Origin of the sequence: Brevibacterium sp. LS14, assembly GCF_012027885.1 — a bacterium.
Classification (GTDB): Bacteria; Actinomycetota; Actinomycetes; order Actinomycetales; family Brevibacteriaceae; genus Brevibacterium; species Brevibacterium casei.
In genome coordinates, this window is the sequence record NZ_SJXG01000060.1 from 50,779 (window position 1) to 69,989 (window position 19,211).

The following is a 19,211-nucleotide window of genomic DNA, read 5'->3' on the forward strand; positions in this document are numbered from 1 at the left end:
CGGGCGAGGCCGGCTCCCGGGCGGTGTGAGGTGAGGCTAACATCGGCGTAGAATCGGTGTGAGCACACCGCACCCGGCACGGAGGCACGCAGCACCGATGAACCCCCTCGACTGGTCGCTGCCGATCGCCGTCACCTGGCTCATCCTCTTCGGCATCATCCTCGCCCGCGCCGGCGGCACCTACCTCCTCGGGCGCCTCGCCCGGAAGGGCATGCAGCGCATCGACCGCGTCGAGAGGATCATGTCCGGACCCCGATACCGCAGGGCCGAGGCGATGATCGAACGCTTCGGCGCCCCGGTCGTCGCCGTCTCCTTCCTCACCGTCGGACTCCAGACCGTCGTCAACCTCGCCGCGGGGACGACGGGGATGAGCGCGCGCCGCTATGTCCCCGCCCTCATCCTCGGCGGGTCGCTGTGGGCGCTCATCTACTCGACCGTCGGCCTCATCGGGTTCCGTGCCCTCGCGATGGCCTATGCCGCCGCTCCGGGTCTGACCGTGGGCCTCGGCGTCTTCTTCGTCCTCGCAATCGCAGGCCTCGTCATCGGCCTCAGGCGCGGGGACGGGTCACCGAAGAGCGGGGACGGGGAGGATCCGGACGAGACGCCCGGCGATACGGACGAGACGCCCGGCGGCATGGACGCGGCACCCGGCAAGACGGGCGCGGCACCCGAGGGCACGGACGAGACCGCGACCGGCCCCGCCTCGGCGCGGTCCGGCGACGACACCCCCTGAAAGGGGCAACGCCCCTGAGGGACGGCACCCCTGAGGAAGGGGACACCCCTGACGCAGGGGAACGGGGCTCAGCCTTCGCGCCCGTGGTGGACAGGGGCGGCGTCCTCGGTCATGTCCTCGAGTTCGATCCCCTTCGTCTCCGGGACCTTCCACCACACGAAGAAGAAGGAGAGGACGGCGAAGAACGCGTAAAAGCCGTAGGCGAAGGTGAGGCTGATGTCGGCGAAGACGGGGAACGTCGTCGAGATCGCGAAGTTCGCCACCCACTGCGCGGCCGCGGCCACGGCGAGAGCGGCGGCGCGGATCCGGTTGGGGAACATCTCGCCGAGGAGCACCCACACGAGCGGCCCCCATGTCGCGCCGAAGCCGACGACGAAGAGGTTCGCGGCCACGAGCGCGATGATCGACCACGGTGCGCCGAGTTCCGCGCTCTGCGTGCCGTCGGCGGCGGTGACGAGCTCGGCGAAGGAGAAGGACAGCGCCATCGTCGCCAGCGACAGCCCCATGAGGGCGGAGCCGGCGAGCAGCATCTTCCGGCGTCCCACCCGGTCGACGAGGAGGATCGCGACGATGGTGACGAGGATGTTCGTCACCGAGGTGATGACGGAGGTGAGCAGGGCGCTCGACTCGTCGAACCCGACGGACTTCCACAGCGTCGTCGAGTAGTAGAAGATCACGTTGATCCCGACGAACTGCTGGAAGACGGAGAGGAGGATGCCGATCCACACGATCGGCTTGAGCCCGAACGCCCTGCCGAGGAGGTCGCGGAAGGACTCGCGCTCCTCCCGCTTGAGCGAATCGCGGATGCGTGCGATGAGGGCATCGGTGTCGACGACGCCGGTGAAGTCGCGCAGGACCTTCGCGGCCTCCTCCTCGCGTCCGCGGGCGACGAGGAAGCGCGGGGACTCGGGCAGGCCGAGGGCGGCGAGACCGTAGACGAGGGCGGGGACCGCCTCGACCATGAACATCCACCGCCACGTGTCGATGCCGAACCAGAACGGTGCGGCCGCCCCGCCGGAGACCGAGGCGAGGAGCGCGTTGGAGAGGAGGGCGGCGAAGATGCCGGTGACGATCGCGAGCTGCTGGAGCGATCCGAGGCGGCCGCGCACGCGGGCGGGGGAGACCTCGGCGATGTAGGCGGGGGCGATGACCGAGGCCGCACCGACACCGAGGCCGCCGACCATGCGCCAGATGATGAGGTCGGTGACCCCGAAGGCGAGTCCCGAGCCGATCGCCGAGGCGAAGAAGAGGATCGCGGCGACGACCATGACCGGCAGGCGTCCGAAGCGGTTGGCGAGGCTGCCGGCGAACCATGCTCCGAGCGCGCACGCGATGAGGGCCGAGGAGACGGCGAAGCCCTTGAGGGCTGCGCCGAGGGAGAAGTCCTCGGCGAGGGCGTCGACGGCACCGTTGATGACGGCGGTGTCGAAGCCGAAGAGGAACCCGCCGAGGGCTGCGGCGATCGAGATGCCGATGATGCGGGAGGACACCCGCTCCATTCCGTGCAGCCGGTCGTCGGCTGGTTTCGGTGACGTGGACACGGGAGGTCTCCTTGGCTCATGTGGTCGCCGGGACGGGCGTCCCGACTGCGGATCGTCCCCCAGGCTACGCCAGGTCGGAGGTGATGGACGACATCCTCGGCGGGGATTTCCCGCTGGGGTCCCTCGCCGAGGCGGTCCCGGGGCGGGGTGCGCACGTGAACGGGTGTGTCCGGGGCGTGGGTAGAGTGGGCGGCAGTGTGCTCGGAGACGGCAATCCCCACGCAGGGGACGGGAGGGAGGCGGGCGTGGACGGACAGCGGAAGCCGGGATTCTCCGGCATCGCGGGTGCCGGGATCTACTTCGGGTCGAACGGCGCCGCCTTCGCCGGTCTCCTCCCGTGGTATCCCCAGCTCGTCGAGAGGCTGGGCCTGAACTCAATCGAGTTCGGGCTCGTCGTCTCCTGCTTCGCCCTCGGCGCCGTCCTCTCCTCCGTGCTGCCCGCCCGCCTCATCGCGCGCTTCGGTCCCAATCCCGTCGTCCTCGGCGGCACCGTCGCCCTCGTCGCCGCGGCCGCGCTCACTCCGTGGTCGGTCAACGGGTGGATGATGGCAGCGTGCCTCTTCGTCGCCGGTGTCTGCGACGCCGTCGTCGACGTCGCCCAGAACGTCGTCGGGATCGGGGTGCAGGAGAACCGGAACCGCGTCATCCTCTCCTCGATGCACGCCGTGTGGAGCCTGGGCGGTCTGCTCAGCGGAGCCCTGGCCACGGCCGCCTCGGCCGCGGGGGTCGACATGCGCCTCCACCTCGTCGTCGTCGCGCTCGGCTGCATCGTCCTCGTCGTCATCGGCCGACTGCTTCTCGGTGCGGAGGGACGGCAGTGGGGCAGGCGCCTCGTGAACGACTCTGCGGACGGTACCCCGACGGCGATGCCCGGTCGGCGTCGCGCCATCATGCGCATCGCCCTGCCGCTGGCGGTCGTCGCGGTGTGCGGGATCGCGGTCGAGGACATCGCCAACAACTGGTCGGCGCTCGCCGCCGTCGAGCTCGGCGGGATGCCTGCGGCCGAGGCGGGCATCGCCTTCAGCACCGTCATCGGCGCCCACTGCCTGGGACGGTTCTCCGGGGACGTCCTCGTCCAGCGCTTCGGCGCGGGACGGATCGGCCGCCTCGGCGGGATCCTCATCGCCCTCGGCGGTCTCGGACTGGCGACGTCCACCGGGACCGTGCAGCTGCTCGTCTCGCTCGCAGCCCTCGGCTATGGGGCGGCGACCCTCGTGCCGAACGCGATCACGGCGGCCTCACGGATCCCGGGCGTCGGCGGTGCGGGCGGGGTCACGCTCGTCAACTGGATGATGCGGGCGGGCTTCCTCGCCACGAGTCCCCTCGTCGGGATCATCGCGACGGCGGCGAGCCTGCGCTGGGGGCTCGGGCTGCTCGTCCTCATCGGGGTGGTCACGGCGGTCTTCGCACCCAGCCTCGACGGTCCCGGGAGCCGGGGAGCGGCAGCCGATCACGGGTGAGCCGCGAATGCGTGACAAGGATCGGGCCGGCGACTCGTCGATGACCGCCGGCAAAGCAGAAACGCCCCGAACCCGTGGTTCGAGGCGTTAGTGATCGAACGATCAGTAAGTCGGGCTAGCGGGATTTGAACCCACGACCTCTTCACCCCCAGTGAAGCGCGCTACCAAGCTGCGCCATAGCCCGTTGTCCAGCACCTGGGCCGAAGCAACGAGAACTAGCCTATAACGATCGTCGTCCAACTGCCAAAATTGCCGATCGTGACCTTCGACAAACTAGTATCATCCCAGGTAATCACCGGAGAAACAGGTGTCTGCGGACTCCCTTTCAGGGGGTCAGTAACATTTCTGTTTCGCGATTGTTATGCAAGCACCCCAGGCGGCTATGCTTGGAACACCGACAAGCTAAGAGGAGTCGACATGGCGGAACTGGATTTTCCAGTGTCTTACCTGTACTCGAAGGACCACGAGTGGGTCCACACCACGGAGGACAACGCCGTCTACCGCGTGGGCATCACGGACTTCGCCCAGTCTCAGCTGGGCGACGTCGTCTATGTCGACCTGCCTGCCGTCGGAGATGCGATCACCATGGGGGAGTCCTGTGGCGAGGTGGAGAGCACGAAGAGCGTGTCCGACCTCATCGCACCGCTGTCGGGAACGATCACCCACGTCAACGATGCCCTCGAAGGCAGACCGGAGACCGTGAATTCCTCGCCCTACGAGGACGGATGGATGTACCTCGTCGAGGCGAGCGATCCTGAGCAGGTCACCGGTCTGATGGATGAGGAGCAGTACCACAAGCTCGTGCAGAGCGAGGAGGCATGATGTCGCAGAACAATGACCAAGGTCGCCGGAATCCCTCGCAGCCGTGGTACGACAACGGCGAAGTCCCGCAGTCGAAGAAGTTCCCCTTCGGCCCCGGTGACGGCGCCCCGCAGGACCAGGGCGGAGACGCCCGGCCGAACACGCCGGCCTACGGCCAGCCCTCCGTCGACGGCGCCCCGCAGGCACCGAACTACGGCGGCGACCAGCAGGGACAGCACCAGCAGGACGGTGGGCAGGGCCACGGCCGGCACGCCGATCACCCGACCGGTGAGCAGGCGCCCGGAGGCCGGTACGACGAGGGCCGATACCAGGGACAGGACGACCAGCAGGGCCGCCATGCCCAGTACCAGCAGGACGGATACCAGCAGCAGGACGGATACCAGCAGCCAGGCGGGTACCAGCAGAGCGGGTACCAGCAGGACGGCGGCTATCCGCAGCAGGCGGGCCAGCAGGGTCACGATCCCCGCGAGCAGCAGTACGCCCAGCAGCCGAGCTCGGGCGGCGAGACCAACCAGCAGCAGTACCCGGTTCCCGGTGGACAGAGCATGACCGACTCGGGTCGGCAGCCGTTCCAGGGCATCCTCGATCCGCACACCGGTGAGATCCACCCGGTGCCCGACCTCGACGGTCTCCAGGACACCGATGCGCTCCTCGTCGTCGTCTCCGGACCGGACTCCGGTTCGCAGATCCTGCTCGACACCGACGTCGTCACCGTCGGCCGCAGCCCCAACGCCGACATCTTCCTCGACGATGTCACCGTCTCGCGGAAGCACGCGGAGTTCATCCGCACGCCGAGCGGGTTCACGCTGCGCGACACCGGATCGCTCAACGGCACCTATGTCGGCCGTCAGCTCATCGACTCCATCGAACTGCAGAACGGCGCGGACGTGCAGATCGGGAAGTTCCGGATGATCTTCCAGCAGCGTCCGCGCTCCTGAGAAGGGGATAATGCCAAACGTCGAAGTCGAGGTCGTCGGGGTGCGCATCGAGCTGCCCGCCAATCAGCCGATCCTCCTGCTCAAGGCCACCGAGCCCGCCTACTACCTGCCGATCTGGGTGGGGGCGATCGAAGCGAACGCGCTCTCGATCGCGCAGCGCGGTCTCACCCCGCCGCGGCCGATGACGCATGCCCTCCTGCTCGACGTCCTCGCCGCCCATGACGACGAGCTCGCCGACGTCACGATCACCGGCCGCGACGGTCAGATCTTCCTCGCCGAACTCCACACCGAGGACGGCAGGACGATCTCCGCCCGACCCTCGGACGCCGTGACCCTGGCCCTGACAGCCGAGTGCCCGGTCTACGTCGATTCCGACCTCCTCAAAGACGCCGGCATCGAAGCGCCCGAAGCAGACGAGGAGGAGGTCGCCCAGTTCCGCGACTTCCTCGACAACGTCTCCGCCGAGGACTTCGAGACCGGCGACGAGCAATGAAGAAAGAACTAGCGTGAGCCTCCACATCGATCCGGTCTTCGCTCAGACCGACATCACCGCAGCCGGCACCGACGACCTCACCGGTCTCGACGACTGGAGGTCGATGGACGCCAAACAGCAGCCGACGTATCTCGACGCCGAGGCGCTCGAGGACTCCCTGACGAAGCTGCGCAGCCTCCCGCCGCTCATCTTCGCCGGGGAAGCCGACGTGCTCAAGCAGCGGATCGCGGCGGCCTCCCGCGGTGAGGCGTTCGTCCTCGCCGGCGGCGACTGCGCCGAATCCTTCGCCGGTGCCCAGGCGGACAAGATCCGCGCCCGGGTCCAGACGGTCCTCCAGATGGCAGCGGTCCTCACCTACGGCGGTTCGATGCCGGTGGTGAAGATCGGGCGCATGGCAGGGCAGTTCGCCAAGCCCCGCTCGGCGGACATGGAGACCCGCGACGGAGTGACCCTGCCCTCGTTCCGCGGGGACATCGTCAACGGCTACGAATTCACCGAGGAGTCCCGACGCCACGACCCCGCGCGGCTGCTCCAGGGCTACCACGTGTCGTCGTCGACGCTCAACCTCATCCGCGCCTTCACCCAGGGCGGCTTCGCGGACCTGCGCCTCGTCCACGAATGGAACCGCGGCTTCCTCGCCTCGAACCCCGGTTACCAGCGCTACGAGCAGACCGCCCGGGAGATCGACCGCGCGATCCGCTTCATGGACGCCTGCGGCGCCGACTTCGACGCCCTGCGGACGACGGAGTTCTACTCCGCCCACGAAGCGCTGCTGCTCGAGTACGAGCGGGCGCTCACCCGCATCGACTCCCGCACCGGCCTGCCCTACGACGTCTCCGGCCACTTCCTGTGGATCGGGGAGCGCACCCGCGAGATCGACGGCGCCCACGTCGACTTCCTCTCGAAGGTCCAGAACCCCATCGGCGTCAAGCTCGGTCCCACCGCGACCGCCGAGGACGCCCTGGCGCTGGCCGAGAAGCTCGACCCGAACGCCGAACCCGGGCGCCTGACCTTCGTCACCCGGATGGGTGCGGGGAAGATCAACGACGTCCTGCCGAAGCTGCTCGCCGGCATCGGAGACCGACTCCCGCAGGTGACGTGGATGAGCGACCCCATGCACGGCAACACGATCACCTCGAGCACGGGCTACAAGACCCGCCGCTTCGAAGACGTCATGGCCGAGGTCGAGGGCTTCTTCTCAGCCCACCAGGAGGCCGGGACGATCCCCGGCGGCCTCCATATCGAACTCACCGGCGACGACGTCACCGAGATCATGGGAGGCGCCACCGAAATCGACGACGAGGGGCTGCGCCGTCGCTACGAGACGCTCGTCGACCCGCGCCTCAACCACGACCAGTCGCTCGAGATGGCCTTCCAGGTCGCCGAGTACCTCACCCGGAGGGGCTGAGCGAGCCCAGCACTGAGACGACGAAGCGCCGGCGGTGATCCGCCGGCGCTTCGTCATATCAGGGTCGAGATCTCGACGAGCGAGATTTCAGGACGCGAGGCCGGTCCTACTTGCCCTCGTCCTTCTTCTCGTCCTTCGGCTTCTCGTCCTTGGGCTTGTCGTCCTTCTTCTCCTCTTTGCCCTTGGAGACCCGGACGATGACGAGGGAGTTGTACGGCTTCGCCTCGGTGCTCTTGGGCCACTGGAAGACGACCTTGCCCTTGGGCACCGTGTCGGAGAAGACCTCCTCCTTGCCGACGCGGAAGCCGCGCTTCGTCAGGGTGGCGAACGCCGCGTCGTAGGTGAGGCCCTCGACGTCCGGGACCTCGACCGGGGCGTCGCCCTTGGAGACGACGAGGTCGACCTTCGCATCGTGGACGAGTTCCTCGCCTTCCTTCTCCGAGGCGCTGATGACGATGCCCTTGGCGACGTTCTCGTCGTACTTCTCGTCGACTTTGCCCACCCCGAGGCCCGCGTCGTCGAGCGCGGCCTTCGCCTTCTCGGCGCTCAGTCCTTCGAGTTCGGGCACGGCGAACGTCTCGACCCCCTTCGAGACGACGAGCGTCACCGTCGAATCGGGGGAGAGCTCCGTGCCGCCGACCGGCTCCGAGCCGATGACGGTGCCTGCAGGGATCGAATCGTCGAAGACCTCCTGCTTCTCCGGGTTGAGACCGCTGCTCTCGACGACCTCGGTCGCCTCGGAGAACTCCTTCCCGGCCAGCTGACCGGGGACGATGGAGGTGGGGGCAGGCAGGTTGGCGATGATCAGCCACGCGAGGAGCACGAGGACGACGAGTCCTGCGCCGACCGTCGTCGCCAGACGCCGACGCCTGCGCCGTCGGGTGTGCGCGGCACCGGCCGCCACCGGGGCCGGGTCGTCATCGCCCGCACCGCGGCTCCCGCCGCCGGTGCCTGAGCCGCCGCTGCCAGAGCCAGCGGAGCCGGAGCCTCCGCTGCCGGAGCCGGCGGCGGCCGCTGCGGACATCGCCGCCGCCTTCGTGCGGGTGCGCTTGCCCGCGCGGGTGGATTTGCCGTCCTTCCCTGTGTCGGCGGCATCCTCCGAGGCGGTCGCATCGTCGGCCGTGTCAACGTCGCCCGCCGAGGCGGTCGCGCCGTCGGCTGCGGCATCGTCGTCGCTCGCGTCCCGAGGATCGTCCGTGTCCTCGGCGGGTTCCGCTCGGGGAGCCGTGGCGATCGCCGCGGCCGTGCCACCGGCGGCCACCGCGGCAGCGGTACCGGCGAGAGGGACGGACGCCGAGTCCTCATCGCCGTTGGCCGCGGCATTGGCGGCATCATCGGCGGCAGCGGTGCCCTCGCCGTCGGCATCCTCCTCGGCGAGGTAGGGGATCTCGTCGGTGCGGGACTTCCGCTCCTTCGGGACCTCCTCGCCGAGGTCGATGCTCGCGGTGAGTGCGGGAGAGTGCTCACCGGCCACGGCGTCGGGATCGCCGTAGTCGAGTTCGGCATCGGACATCTGCGCCCGCGCCTCGGCGAGGGCCCGGCGGAACTCCCCGGCATCCTCAGGTCGGTCCTCGGGATCCTTCGATGTCGCCCAGAGGACGAGCGCGTCGAGGAGCGGGCTGATGCCGTCGGTGCGCTCCGAGGGCGGGGGGACCGTGTCGTGGACGTGCCGGTAGGCGACCTGGATGGGGACGTCGTCGGTGTAGGGCTGCGAGCCGGTGAGCATCTCGTAGAACATGATGCCGACCGTGTAGAGGTCCGTGCGGGCATCCGCGCCGGCCCGGGTGACGAGCTCGGGGGCGACGTAGCCGACGGTGCCGATGAGCGTCTTCGTCGTCGTCGCCGAGGTGACGGCGCGGGCGAGCCCGAAGTCGGCGAGCTTGACCTGACCGTCGGTGCCGAGCAGGACGTTGTCGGGCTTGAGGTCGCGGTGGATGATGCCCGTCGAGTGGACGGCCTCGAGAGCGGCGAGGATCGCGTCGAGGACGACGATCGCCTGCCGGGGGGTGAAGGTGCCGCGGTGCTTGAGTTCGCGGCGCAGGGTCACCGACGGCAGGTGCTCCATGACGAGGTAGACGACGTCTCCGTCACGCGCCTGATCATGGATGGCGACGAGGTTGGGGTGGGTGAGGCGACCGGCGTTGATGGCCTCACGGCGGAAGCGCTCGACGAAGGTGTCATCGGAGATGAGGTGTTCGTGCATGACCTTGATCGCGATCTCGCGGTCGAGACGCAGGTCGGTGCCCCGGTAGACCATCGCCATGCCGCCGCGGGCGATCTTCGCGCCGATCCGGTACCGGTCGTTGAGGACGACCCCGATGAGCGGGTCGGGCAGCGAGTTCATCGGGCCTCCTCCAGCCGCTTCCGCTGGAGCTGCACGCCGCGGACGAAGGCCTTCGTCTCCGGGAGCGGTCCGTCGGCGCGGACCGAGCGCAGATCCTGGTAGTAGCCGGCCAGCGCCTCGTCCTCGGAGTCGGTGGACTCGATGAGCCACCCGAGGATGACGGTGCCGGCGACGATGTTGTCGGCGATGTCGAGGACGTCGAGTCCGCGTCCGACGATGTCGCTGGCCCATCTGGCCGAGCGGGGGGTGACCTGCATGATGCCGATCGCGTTGCCCGCCGAGACGGTCGCGTGCTGGAAGCCGGACTCCTGGGCGGCGACGGCCTGCATGAGCGCGGGCTCGGCGCCGAGCTCCTCGGCGATCGAGGCGACGAGGAGCCGCGCCTGCTCAGGGTTCGGGTGCGAGCGGCCGAGCAGCGTGGCCTTGTTCAGGCGGGCCGCCTGGACGACGCTCTCCCGCAGCTCTTCACCCCAGCCGCCGGCGGCGACCTGGGGCAGCGGGGCCGGAGGTTCGGGGGCCTGCCGGCGGGGGCGGGTGCCGGTGTCGCGGAGCATGAGCAGTTCTCCGACGCGGATGTGGGAGTCCTCGCCCATCCCGTTCGCCCGCCGCAGCGTGCCGGGGGAGACCCCGTGGGAGGCGGCGATGCCGAAGAGCGTCTCTCCGGGGGCGACAATGTGCGAGGGATCGGTCTCGGGCAGGTCGTTCTTCTCCGGCAGGGAGAGCACCTGGCCCTGGACGAGGTTCTGGCGCGGCGAGATCCGGTTGAGCTCGGCGAGCGCGGGCACGGAGACGCCGTGGCGGCTGGCGACGGCGTAGAGGGTGTCGCCCTGCTTGACCTTGTACGTCCGGCCACCGTGCGTGACGGGGACGGTCTCGCTCTTCGTGCCCGTCAGCCACTGCGGGGTCGCGGCACGGTCAGGGGCCGCAGACGACGGCGCGGTGTCGGCGGCAGGGGTCGACTCGGGAGCCGCCTCGGCGGGGGCATCGCCGGACCCCTCGGGACGGGGGACGGGACCGGTCGAGTTCACCCGGGAGGCCGCACGGATGTCAGGGGCGGCGGTGATCGGCATCGGAGAAGTCCGTCGCGAGCGTGTCATCTGTCACCTGTTCGGCTGCATATCGTGTGGGGAAGTTCCACCCACCAGCGTATCGACTGGGCCGCTCCGAGCCCGGGATTGCGGCGGGCATGGCGGCGTGTTTCTTCCGAGGAATTGCTACGCTGGGGGCGTGAACACCGAAGAACTCGTCGAGGACTGGGCCACCCTTCCCGACATCGCGGAGACCACCGGACTGGGCATCACACAGGTGCGCCGACTCCTCGAGGACGGCGCCATCTGCGGATACAAGCACGGAGACCCCAAGGTGCTGCGCGTGCCGACGGCCTTCTTCGTCGACGGCGAGGTCCTCACCCCGCTCAAGGGGACGCTGAGCACGCTCAAGGACGCCGGATTCGACGACGAGGAGTCGATCAGGTGGCTCTTCACCCCCGACGACTCCCTGCCGGGTCGTCCCATCGACCTGCTGCGCGCCGGCAACCGCAAGGAGGTCCGCCGGCGGGCCCAGGCCTTGGCCTTCTGAGCCCCCGCCTGCGCCTCGGCGCAGAGCTCTCAGCGGCTCAGCGCTGCCGGTAGCTCAGCGTCTCCGCGAAGGACGTCAGCCGCGTCCGTGCCCCCTCGCCGAGGTCGAACGCCGCCCCGTTGCCGCCTGACCAGGCGCTGAGCTCGCTCAGCGCCGCAGCGTGCCGGTCGGCGATGATCTCCTCGAGGGCGTCGAGTCCGCCGACCTCCCGGAGCATCGCGACTGTCTCCGCCACCGTCTCCGCGCTCAGCGTCGGATCGCCGAGGCGGGAGGCGAGCAGGTCCGCCTGCTCCCTGTCCATCCGGCGCAGGCTCTCTGCGATGAGGACCGTCCGCTTGCCCTCGCGGATGTCGTCGCCTGCGGGTTTGCCTGTCGCGCTCGGGTCGCCGACGACGCCGAGGACGTCGTCGCGCAGCTGGAACGCCTGCCCGAGCGGCAGGCCGAAGCGGGAGAGCGCGGCGAGCTGCGCGTCGTCGGCCCCGCCGAGCGCGGCCCCGAGGAGCAGCGGCTGCTCGACGGAGTACTTCGCCGATTTGAAGCTGAGCACCTCCCACGCCCGCTCGCCGATGCGGGCGTCGTCGAGGGGGATAACCTCGGCGCGGACGTCGAGGAACTGCCCGACCATGACGTCCCGGCGCATCTGCGCGCGCAGACGCTGCGCGGGGACGGAGGCGCCGAGGCGGTCCTGCGCGGACTCGAAGAGCTCCTCGCTCAACGCCAGACAGATGTCGCCGATGACGATCGCGGCCGAGACCCCGAAGGCCTCGCCGTCGCCCTCGTAGCCGAGCGAGGCATGGAGGGACTCGAACTGCCGGTGCAGGGCCGGAGCCCCGCGGCGGGTGTCCGAATGATCGATGACGTCGTCGTGGATGAGGGCCGCGGCGTGGAGAAGCTCGAGGGAAGCGGCTGCCTCGGCGAGCCCGGTGCGCGCCTGGGACCCCGGGGTCAGCTCGCTGCCGGCGGCCAGCTGGAAGCCCCACCACAGGAGGACGGGTCGGATCCGCTTGCCGCCGCGGGTGTAGGCGATGAGCGAGTCGCCGATCTCGGCGGTGTCCGGGGAGATGGCCGCGAACTCGGCGGCCTTCGCTCGGAGGAAGCCTTCGATTCCGGCGGCCGCCTCGGCGGCGATGTCAGCGGGAGCGTCGAGGGACTCGACGCGGTCGGCTGAGATCACGGAGCGATGTTCCCGCCGAGGGAGACGATCGAGGCCTTGGGATCGTCCGGGTCGTCGCTGACGGTGATGACGAGGACGCCGTCGTTGTCCTTGTGCCGGAAGTTGACGACCTGCGCGGACTTCGTCATCGACTCCTTGCCGAAGGTCTCGAAGCCGGCCTTCTCGAGCCGGTCGGTGTAGAAGGAGATGATGTCCTTCGGTTCGGCCTGCGCGCGCATGACGAGGCTCACGGCGTCGAGTTCGCCCGATTCGGCGGCCGCGCGCGAGCTCGAGATCACCTCGGCGTCGGGGTAGGGCTCCATGAAGTCGGGGAGCTCGACCTCCTCCTCCGCAGCCGTCTCCGTCGGGGCCGGAGACCCGGTGGGGTCGGCGGACTGCGTGCCCGCCGGGGTGGTCGATGCCTCGCTCGGCGAGGCGTCCGGCGTCGACCCGGACTGGCCGGTGCAGCCGGTGAGAGCGAGGCCCAAGGCGAGAGTCAGCGTCGTGACAGTCCTGCGCGATACCATGTCTGACAGATTACCCGCAGACCCCGCAGGAGCCGAACCCGCCGGTTCGGACCGCGATCGAGCCATGGGTGGGACATGAGCCGCAAACAGCTGGCCCGCTCCGGCGGTGACCTCGAGCATCTCGGCACGGACGACACCGGTGCGACGATGCTCCACCTCGACATGGACTCGTTCTTCGTCTCCGTCGAACTCCTCACCCGTCCCGAACTCGTCGGCCGTCCCGTCATCGTCGGCGGGCGGGCCGGCCGCGGCGTCGTCGTCTCCGCGAGCTACGAGGCCAGGGAGTTCGGCGTCCACGCCGCGATGCCGATGTCCCGGGCGATGGGCCTGTGCCCCGTCGCCGAGGTGATCCCGCCCTCCCACGGCCTCTACTCCGCGTACTCGAAGCAGGTCTTCGAGCTCGTCGCCCAGGTCACCCCCGACTGCCACCAGGTCAGCGTCGACGAGGCCTACATCGACGTCTCCGGGGCGGTGCGGCGCCTCGGCTCCCCGGTGGCGATCACCTCGGCGCTGCGCGCGGAGATCGAAGCGCGCACGGGCCTGAGCGCCTCCGTCGGCATCGCCGGCTCCCGGGTGGTCGCGAAGCTCGCCTCGGCGCGGGCGAAGCCGCACGGCCAGCTCCTCGTCCCGCTCGCCGCGACGCAGACGTTCCTCGACCCGATGCCGATCGAAGCGCTGCCGGGGGTGGGGGAGAAGACCCGCATCGGGTTCGCAAAATACGGGATCCGGCTCATCGGCGACCTCGCGGCCATGGACGAGGCCTGGGTCGGGCGGGTGTTCGGGGCGCACGGACACCACCTGTGGCGCAGCGCCCACGGACTCGACTCGCACGGCATGGACCGGCAGGTCAAGGACCGCTCGATCAGCGCCGAGCACACCTTCGGCGCCGACATCTGGGACGTCTCCGAACTCGAGCACGAGCTCCTGCGCCTCTGCGACAAGGTCGCCCACCGGGTGCGGGCCGAGGAGAAGGTCGCGACGACCCTCGGGCTCAAATACCGTCTCGACGACTTCACGACCCTGTCGCGGTCGATCACGCTCGAGGCGCCCACGGACCTCGCCCGGGAGATGTACGAGGCGCTGCGGCCGGCGCTCACCGGGCTGCGCGAGCAGCGTCAGCGGGGGGTTAGGCTGCTCGGGGTCAGGGCCGCCGGGCTCATGGACTTCGCGGTCAGCGGACGACAAGCCCGCTTGGACGAACCCGAGCATGCGGGGAGGGAGGCGGAGATGGCGCTCGACGACGTGCGCCGGCGCTTCGGGACCGATGCGATCTCCCAGGCCTCACTGCTGCGTAGGCACCCCAGGCCGCGCTGAGGACGGGGCGGGAACCGAGTACGGCGGCTGGCCTGGGAGAACGTCGAGGCCCCTCGACCCGGCCGCGGCACCGGGGCCGCAGCGCCGGTCTGCAGCCCTGCGGAGACGGGCGTGCGGACGAGTCTGTGGACGGGATGGGAATACCGCCGTCGCCCCCGTTCCCGAGATGTTTTTTCAGTGTTCAGAGACTATGATTGAGGCACAGGCCAGAGTAAGGAAACGGGGGTTCGACATGCCACTCTCCGATCACGAACAGCAGCTTCTCGATCAGTTGGAGAAGCAGCTGCGCAGCGAAGACCCCCGGTTCGCACGCAACATCTCGGAGACCCAGGCCGCTGTCAGCGGTCCCGGGTTCTCGGCGAAGCGCTTCGTCGTGGGCATCCTCGTCGCGCTCCTCGGTCTCGCCGCAACGATCTTCGCGATCTCGATGGTCAACCAGGCCGTCGCCTGGATCGCCCTCGGCGTGGTCGGCTTCGGCCTCATGGTCGCCGGCATGTACTGGGCGTTCAGCCGTCCCGGTCGCATCGGAGGCGGGGCGAAGGGCTCCACGGGTGCGGCGGCGCCGAAGTCGAACGCGAAGGGCTCCTCCGGCGGCTTCATGAGCCGGATCGAGGACCGGTGGGAGAAGCGCCAGCGCGGCGAATGACCGACCGCTGAGACACCGAATGCCAACCGAATGCGCTCCCAGCCGGGGGCGCATTTCTGCTGTCCCTGCCGGATCCTCCCGGGGGAGGAACGACTCGTGCGCACAGCCGCAGCACTGACCTCGGCCGGGGTGATCGCCGCGATCGGCGTCGTCGCCTTCGGTGAGCTCTCCAGCTGGGCCGCCAGCCGGCGAGGGTTCCCGCGGAGCGGGTCGGAGACGTCGGAAGGCGCCACCGATCCGTCGGCGTCGCACGCCGTCCTCGTCCTCGGGTACCGCAACCCGGGTCCACGGGCGAACGCGATCAACCGCTTCCGGGTGCGCGCAGGCGTGCGCTCGGTCGATCCGGAAGCCGCGGAGTCCGCGCTCGTGCTCTCCGGCGGCGCGGTCGCAGGAGCGCTCCCCGAAGCCGAACTCATGCGCCGGTACGCCCGCGACGAGCTCGGCTTCACCGGTGCCATCCGCCTCGAGACGGCAAGCACGAGCACGAAGGAGAACATCGAGCAGGCGATCCCGCTCCTCGAGGAGGCGACGAGCATCGCCGTCGTCTCGACGTCCCACCATGCCCTCAAGGCACGGATCTGCCTGCGGCGGCTGCGCCCCGACCTCGCCGAGCGCCTCGTCCGCGGCGGCGACTACCGCCTCGGGGAGCTGTGGTGGGTCAAACCCGTCGAAGCGGTCCTCGGACGCCGGAGCCTCCGGAGGCTCACTTCGGCGGGCTGAAGATGCTCGCCGGCCAGATCTTCGCCCGGATCCGTGCGCCCGGCGTCGCATGCTCGGACAGGTCGGTCTGCACCTCGTCGACGACCGCACGGGCCTCGGCGTCAGAGACGTCGACCGGCTGCGCACCGTAGCGCTTGGCCTCGAGGGCGTCGATGAACCCGGCCAGCGCGGTGTCGCGGCGGCCTCCGTCAGGGCCCGAGGGCACCGGTCGGCGCAGGGCGTCGAGTCCGCCCGCAGGGGCGAGTCTGCCGTCGGGGCGCGCGGTCGCGCTGTCGGGTCCGGCAGTCGCACCGTCGGGTCCGGGGCCGGGCCCAGGCCCGCCCGTCGCCGGGTCCCCGGCGGTTGGCCCGGCATCCCCCGGAGCGGCGCCGGCGACTGCCGGACCTCCGGCGAGGACGAGCTCGTCGTGGCGCAGGGTGCGGCTCGGGTCGAGGCTCTGCCCGTAGTCGGTGGCCAGTGCCCTGATCTCCGTCCACACCCGTTCGACGTCGACGGGTGAGCCGGTGCGGCGGCTGCGCAGAAGCATCCGCCAGATCGCGGGGATCGCGAGCAGGAGGAGGACGAGCGCGGCGATGACCAGGGCCCAGACGATCGTCGAGTAGTCCGCCGACGCCGGCTGGGCGGCCGCGTCGGTCTCCTCGGTCGTCGGCTCCTCGGTCTCGGCCGGAGCCGTCTCGGCAGCCGACTCCGTCGGCTCCTCTGTCGGCGAGGCCGACTCCTCGGTCTCCTCGTCGGTGCTCTCACTGCTGCCGTCGGCGAGCGTCCACGCCGGCGGGGCGCCGGCCGGTCCGCCGGGCGTCGGTTCGAAGCGGACCCAGCCGGCGCCCTCGAAGTAGAGCTCGGGCCACGCGTGCGAATCCTGCATGGACACTTCGTACCCGTCGCCGGATTCGGTGCCTCCGGCGAAGCCGACGCCGATCCGGGCGGGGATCCCCATGGTCCGCGCCATGATCGTCATCGCCGAGGAGAACTGGACGCAGTAGCCCTTCTTCTCGGTGAGGAAGTCGGAGATCGCATCGCCGCTGGCCTGTTCGGGAGCGTCGAGCGAGTACTCGAACTCACCGCTGCGGAAGTACGCCTGGAGGAGCACAGCCGCCTCCCACTGGTTGCTCGCCCCGGCTGTGACGTCCTCCGCGGTCTGCTGCACGCTCGGGGGCAGGCTCGCGGGCACTTCGAGCTCGGTCTCGAACTGGCTCGAGTTCACCGGAGTCGCCGTCCTCAGATCCTCGACGTTGGGGGTGATCGAGAGGTACTCCATCGAGTACTGCTGACCTGCTGAGCGCTCACCGTTGCCGACGATCGTCAGCGACTCCTCGTCGTAGATCCACCGGCGGTTGAGTCCCTGGGGCTGCTGCGGCGCATAGGGAGTCGGCAGGTACTGCTGGTCGTAGTCGCCGATCGTGACGTCGATGCGCTCTTCGGTGTAGCCGTTGTTGCGCGGCAGCCCCTCCGGCCACGGCAGCCCTTCCGAGGCGATCGCGAACTGGTCGAGGCCGAACGGCGTCGGGGCCCACGTCTGTCCGTCGAACGAGTTGACCGAGGTCAGCCGGATCGGCTCCGGCTCCTCCGCCGTCGTCGTGTAGGAGAACAGCGTCGAGTCGTCCCGGTCACCGAGGTCGGAGCGCAGGTCGAGGAACGGATTCGTCACCGTGAGGTCGCCCTGGTTGTTCGAGGCCCGGTCCGGCAGGGTGGGGACCGTCGGCAGGATCGTGGGCAGACCGATGCCGAGGATGACGGCGACCGCTCCGGCGACGAGCGCGGTGAGTCCGCCCCGCCACTTCGCCGCCGGGAAGTACGGACTGAGGATGAGGAGGAGGAAGGCCGCGAGCACTGCGGCGATGTGCCACCAGCGGACCTCGGCGGGGGCGAAGAAGACGGGGATCATCCACAGCACGAGCAGGAGCACACCGGAGACCTTGGGCGCGCGCAGGTCGGAGACGAGGCCGTCGATGAGGATCGTGATGAGTGTGAAGGCGATCGTGAGCATCGCGGTGAAGCCGGGTGTGCTCGCCGCCGGCGGCGTCGAGGCGTAGAGGTCGCTCACCCCGGAGGAGAGCAGGTCGATGACGGCGACGAACGAATCACCGGTGGGGATGACCCCGAAGAGCATCGTGTCGGGCACGCAGAGGATGAGGACGGCGTAGACGCCGGCGACGCACTGGGCGATGACGGCGGTGCCGGTGGCCCGCAGTCCGGCGATGCTGCGGAAGATCGCGCCGACGGCGACGATGAGGGCGACGGCGACGAGGACCGGCGGCAGCCAGCCCAGGTCGGAGAAGACCGCGGAGAGACCGATCGCCGTGAGCACCATGGCGACGAACACGGCGAGGGACTCGAACCAGGTCGAGGACTTCGCCTCGGTGGTCTGGGCGAGGTCGGCGGTCATCGGATCACCCGTTTCGTCTCGAAGGTCGTCCACGATTCCGGAAGGTCCTCGCTGAGGCCGAGCATCGTCATGTCGTCGATCTCGGAGAGGCTGCGGACCGTGATGGGGATCCGCCGGGAGAAGTGCGCGGCCATCGCCTCGGCGCGGGAGTCGTCGGCGGCGCAGATGACGACGTGGTTGGGATCGTCATGGGCGGGCAGCTCGGCCCGCCCGGGTTCGATGAGCGCGGTGAGCAGGCGCAGTCGGTCGACGTCCTTCTGCCCGCGGAACCTGATCTCGTGTCCCGGAGCGACGACGCAGACCTCGTAGTCGGCGCGGAGGAAGGCGACCCCGGCGGCTGCCGCGGCGGCGATGAGGAACTCGGTCTCGAGCTCGTCGGGCGCCTGCTCCGGACGATCGAGGTCGATGACGATGAGCGCGTGGAGCGTCTCCTCCTCGGCCTCGTGGCGGACCATGAGCTCCCCGGACTTCGCGGTCGTCGGCCAGTGCACGTGCCGGAGGTCGTCGCCGGGCACGTACTCCCGGGTGTGGAAGTCGCGGGTGGTGTGCCCGGAGCGGATCTTCCCCTCGTCGAGGCGGGCGGGCCGGTTCGCCGATTCGCGGGGGATGCGCGCGCCGAGCGTCGGCACAGCCACGGCGATGGGGAACGACCCGAGGACCTTCTTCTTCGCCGTGACGAGCCCGAAGGGCCCGGCGACGGTGATGAGCACCGACTCGATGCCGCTGACCCCGCGTCGTCCGGGGGTGAAGGAGGTGAGCACGGTCTGCGAGCGACCGCCGGCCAGCGGCGGGACCTCCCCGACGGTGGAATCGCCGAATCCGTCGGCGGCGATGAAGTCGATCGTCGAGGACGGCACCGCGAGGTGGCCGGTGTTCGTCACCACCGCGTCGAGTTCGACCTCCTTGCCTTCGGGCGCCAGGGGGTACCGGTCGCCGCCGGGCCGGAGCCGGACCTCGGGCAGGGGGGTGCGCAGGCTCACCGAGATCCGCCGGGTGCCCCACCCGATGAGCGCCGCGGAGAGGAGCACGAGGGCGAGGAGGAGCAGGCCGGCGGGGAGCAGACCGGGCAGGGCGAACCGGTAGGCGCCGACGATGAGCGCGGCACCGGCGATGATGAAGATGATTCCCGAGGTGCTCAGTCGCATGCC

17 protein-coding genes and 1 tRNA gene are annotated in these 19,211 nt (G+C 69.9%); 10 read left to right on the top strand and 8 right to left on the bottom strand.

Going from position 1 to position 19,211, the window contains the following annotated elements; genetic code table 11:
• The first annotated feature begins 58 nt into the window (after window positions 1–58).
• Window positions 59–733 (top strand): VTT domain-containing protein, encoded by a 675-nt coding sequence (locus EZE58_RS14735; RefSeq protein WP_342474427.1) that lies wholly within the window; start codon window positions 59–61, stop codon window positions 731–733.
• A gap of 68 nt (window positions 734–801) precedes the next feature.
• Here the strand turns inward: EZE58_RS14735 and EZE58_RS14740 are convergent, their stop codons facing one another.
• Entirely contained in the window at window positions 802–2,232 is a 1,431-nt protein-coding gene (locus tag EZE58_RS14740; RefSeq protein ID WP_176472497.1) for a sugar porter family MFS transporter, read from the bottom strand.
• A gap of 287 nt (window positions 2,233–2,519) precedes the next feature.
• Here EZE58_RS14740 and EZE58_RS14745 point away from each other — a divergent pair, with 287 nt between their 5' ends.
• On the top strand, window positions 2,520–3,734 hold the full coding sequence (locus EZE58_RS14745) for an MFS transporter (protein WP_223289883.1): 1,215 nt from the start codon (window positions 2,520–2,522) through the stop codon (window positions 3,732–3,734).
• A gap of 110 nt (window positions 3,735–3,844) precedes the next feature.
• Here the strand turns inward: EZE58_RS14745 and EZE58_RS14750 are convergent.
• Window positions 3,845–3,918: transfer RNA gene (locus EZE58_RS14750), tRNA-Pro, on the bottom strand.
• 254 nt (window positions 3,919–4,172) lie between these two features.
• Here EZE58_RS14750 and gcvH point away from each other — a divergent pair.
• The 4 genes from gcvH to EZE58_RS14770 are packed head-to-tail and all read left to right on the top strand — an operon-like array spanning window position 4,173 to window position 7,395.
• Window positions 4,173–4,556, top strand: a complete 384-nt coding sequence (gene gcvH / locus EZE58_RS14755) for a glycine cleavage system protein GcvH (RefSeq protein ID WP_220087120.1) — start codon at window positions 4,173–4,175, stop codon at window positions 4,554–4,556.
• Window positions 4,556–5,494 (top strand): FHA domain-containing protein, encoded by a 939-nt coding sequence (locus tag EZE58_RS17265; RefSeq protein ID WP_009379974.1) that lies wholly within the window; start codon window positions 4,556–4,558, stop codon window positions 5,492–5,494. The genes gcvH and EZE58_RS17265 overlap by 1 nt, the downstream gene beginning before the upstream one ends.
• A gap of 10 nt (window positions 5,495–5,504) precedes the next feature.
• Complete coding sequence (locus EZE58_RS14765) at window positions 5,505–5,987, top strand: bifunctional nuclease family protein (protein WP_009379973.1); 483 nt, start codon at window positions 5,505–5,507, stop codon at window positions 5,985–5,987.
• Window positions 5,988–6,039: 52 nt separating this feature from the next.
• Complete coding sequence (locus EZE58_RS14770; protein ID WP_040342221.1) at window positions 6,040–7,395, top strand: 3-deoxy-7-phosphoheptulonate synthase class II; 1,356 nt, start codon at window positions 6,040–6,042, stop codon at window positions 7,393–7,395.
• 106 nt (window positions 7,396–7,501) lie between these two features.
• On the opposite strand, the gene EZE58_RS14775 is transcribed toward EZE58_RS14770, so the two are convergent.
• Entirely contained in the window at window positions 7,502–9,739 is a 2,238-nt protein-coding gene (locus tag EZE58_RS14775) for a PASTA domain-containing protein (protein ID WP_167560835.1), read from the bottom strand.
• Window positions 9,736–10,809: a LysM peptidoglycan-binding domain-containing protein gene (locus EZE58_RS14780; RefSeq protein WP_009379970.1), complete on the bottom strand. Its 1,074-nt coding sequence runs from the start codon at window positions 10,807–10,809 to the stop codon at window positions 9,736–9,738. The genes EZE58_RS14775 and EZE58_RS14780 overlap by 4 nt, the downstream gene beginning before the upstream one ends.
• 157 nt (window positions 10,810–10,966) lie before the next feature.
• Between EZE58_RS14780 and EZE58_RS14785 the strand changes: the two genes are divergently transcribed.
• Window positions 10,967–11,317, top strand: a complete 351-nt coding sequence (locus EZE58_RS14785; RefSeq protein ID WP_009379969.1) for an Rv2175c family DNA-binding protein — start codon at window positions 10,967–10,969, stop codon at window positions 11,315–11,317.
• 37 nt (window positions 11,318–11,354) lie between these two features.
• On the opposite strand, the gene EZE58_RS14790 is transcribed toward EZE58_RS14785, so the two are convergent.
• Both EZE58_RS14790 and EZE58_RS14795 read right to left on the bottom strand, forming a co-directional pair.
• A complete protein-coding gene (locus tag EZE58_RS14790; RefSeq protein WP_009379968.1) occupies window positions 11,355–12,491 on the bottom strand; it encodes a polyprenyl synthetase family protein in 1,137 nt (378 codons plus the stop codon).
• Window positions 12,488–12,997, bottom strand: a complete 510-nt coding sequence (locus EZE58_RS14795; RefSeq protein ID WP_081591034.1) for a hypothetical protein — start codon at window positions 12,995–12,997, stop codon at window positions 12,488–12,490. The genes EZE58_RS14790 and EZE58_RS14795 overlap by 4 nt, the downstream gene beginning before the upstream one ends.
• A gap of 75 nt (window positions 12,998–13,072) precedes the next feature.
• On the opposite strand from EZE58_RS14795, the gene dinB reads away from it, so the two are divergent.
• The 3 genes from dinB to EZE58_RS14810 all read left to right on the top strand — a co-directional run bounded on the left by dinB (window position 13,073) and on the right by EZE58_RS14810 (window position 15,677).
• Window positions 13,073–14,311 carry a DNA polymerase IV gene (dinB, locus tag EZE58_RS14800; protein WP_009379966.1) on the top strand — a complete coding sequence of 413 codons (1,239 nt, stop codon included), beginning with the start codon at window positions 13,073–13,075 and terminating at the stop codon, window positions 14,309–14,311.
• Between the two features lie 232 nt (window positions 14,312–14,543).
• The gene (locus tag EZE58_RS14805; protein WP_009379965.1) at window positions 14,544–14,957 is read left to right on the top strand and encodes a DUF3040 domain-containing protein; all 414 of its coding nucleotides are present in this window, start codon (window positions 14,544–14,546) and stop codon (window positions 14,955–14,957) included.
• 96 nt (window positions 14,958–15,053) lie between these two features.
• Window positions 15,054–15,677 carry a YdcF family protein gene (locus tag EZE58_RS14810; RefSeq protein ID WP_009379964.1) on the top strand — a complete coding sequence of 208 codons (624 nt, stop codon included), beginning with the start codon at window positions 15,054–15,056 and terminating at the stop codon, window positions 15,675–15,677.
• Here the strand turns inward: EZE58_RS14810 and EZE58_RS14815 are convergent.
• Window positions 15,661–18,096, bottom strand: coding sequence for a DUF3488 and transglutaminase-like domain-containing protein (locus tag EZE58_RS14815; protein WP_238614755.1), 2,436 nt, complete (start codon window positions 18,094–18,096; stop codon window positions 15,661–15,663). The genes EZE58_RS14810 and EZE58_RS14815 overlap by 17 nt on opposite strands.
• Complete coding sequence (locus tag EZE58_RS14820; RefSeq protein WP_009379962.1) at window positions 18,060–19,208, bottom strand: DUF58 domain-containing protein; 1,149 nt, start codon at window positions 19,206–19,208, stop codon at window positions 18,060–18,062. Before EZE58_RS14820 ends, EZE58_RS14815 begins: the two co-directional genes overlap by 37 nt.
• Window positions 19,209–19,211 lie beyond the last annotated feature (3 nt).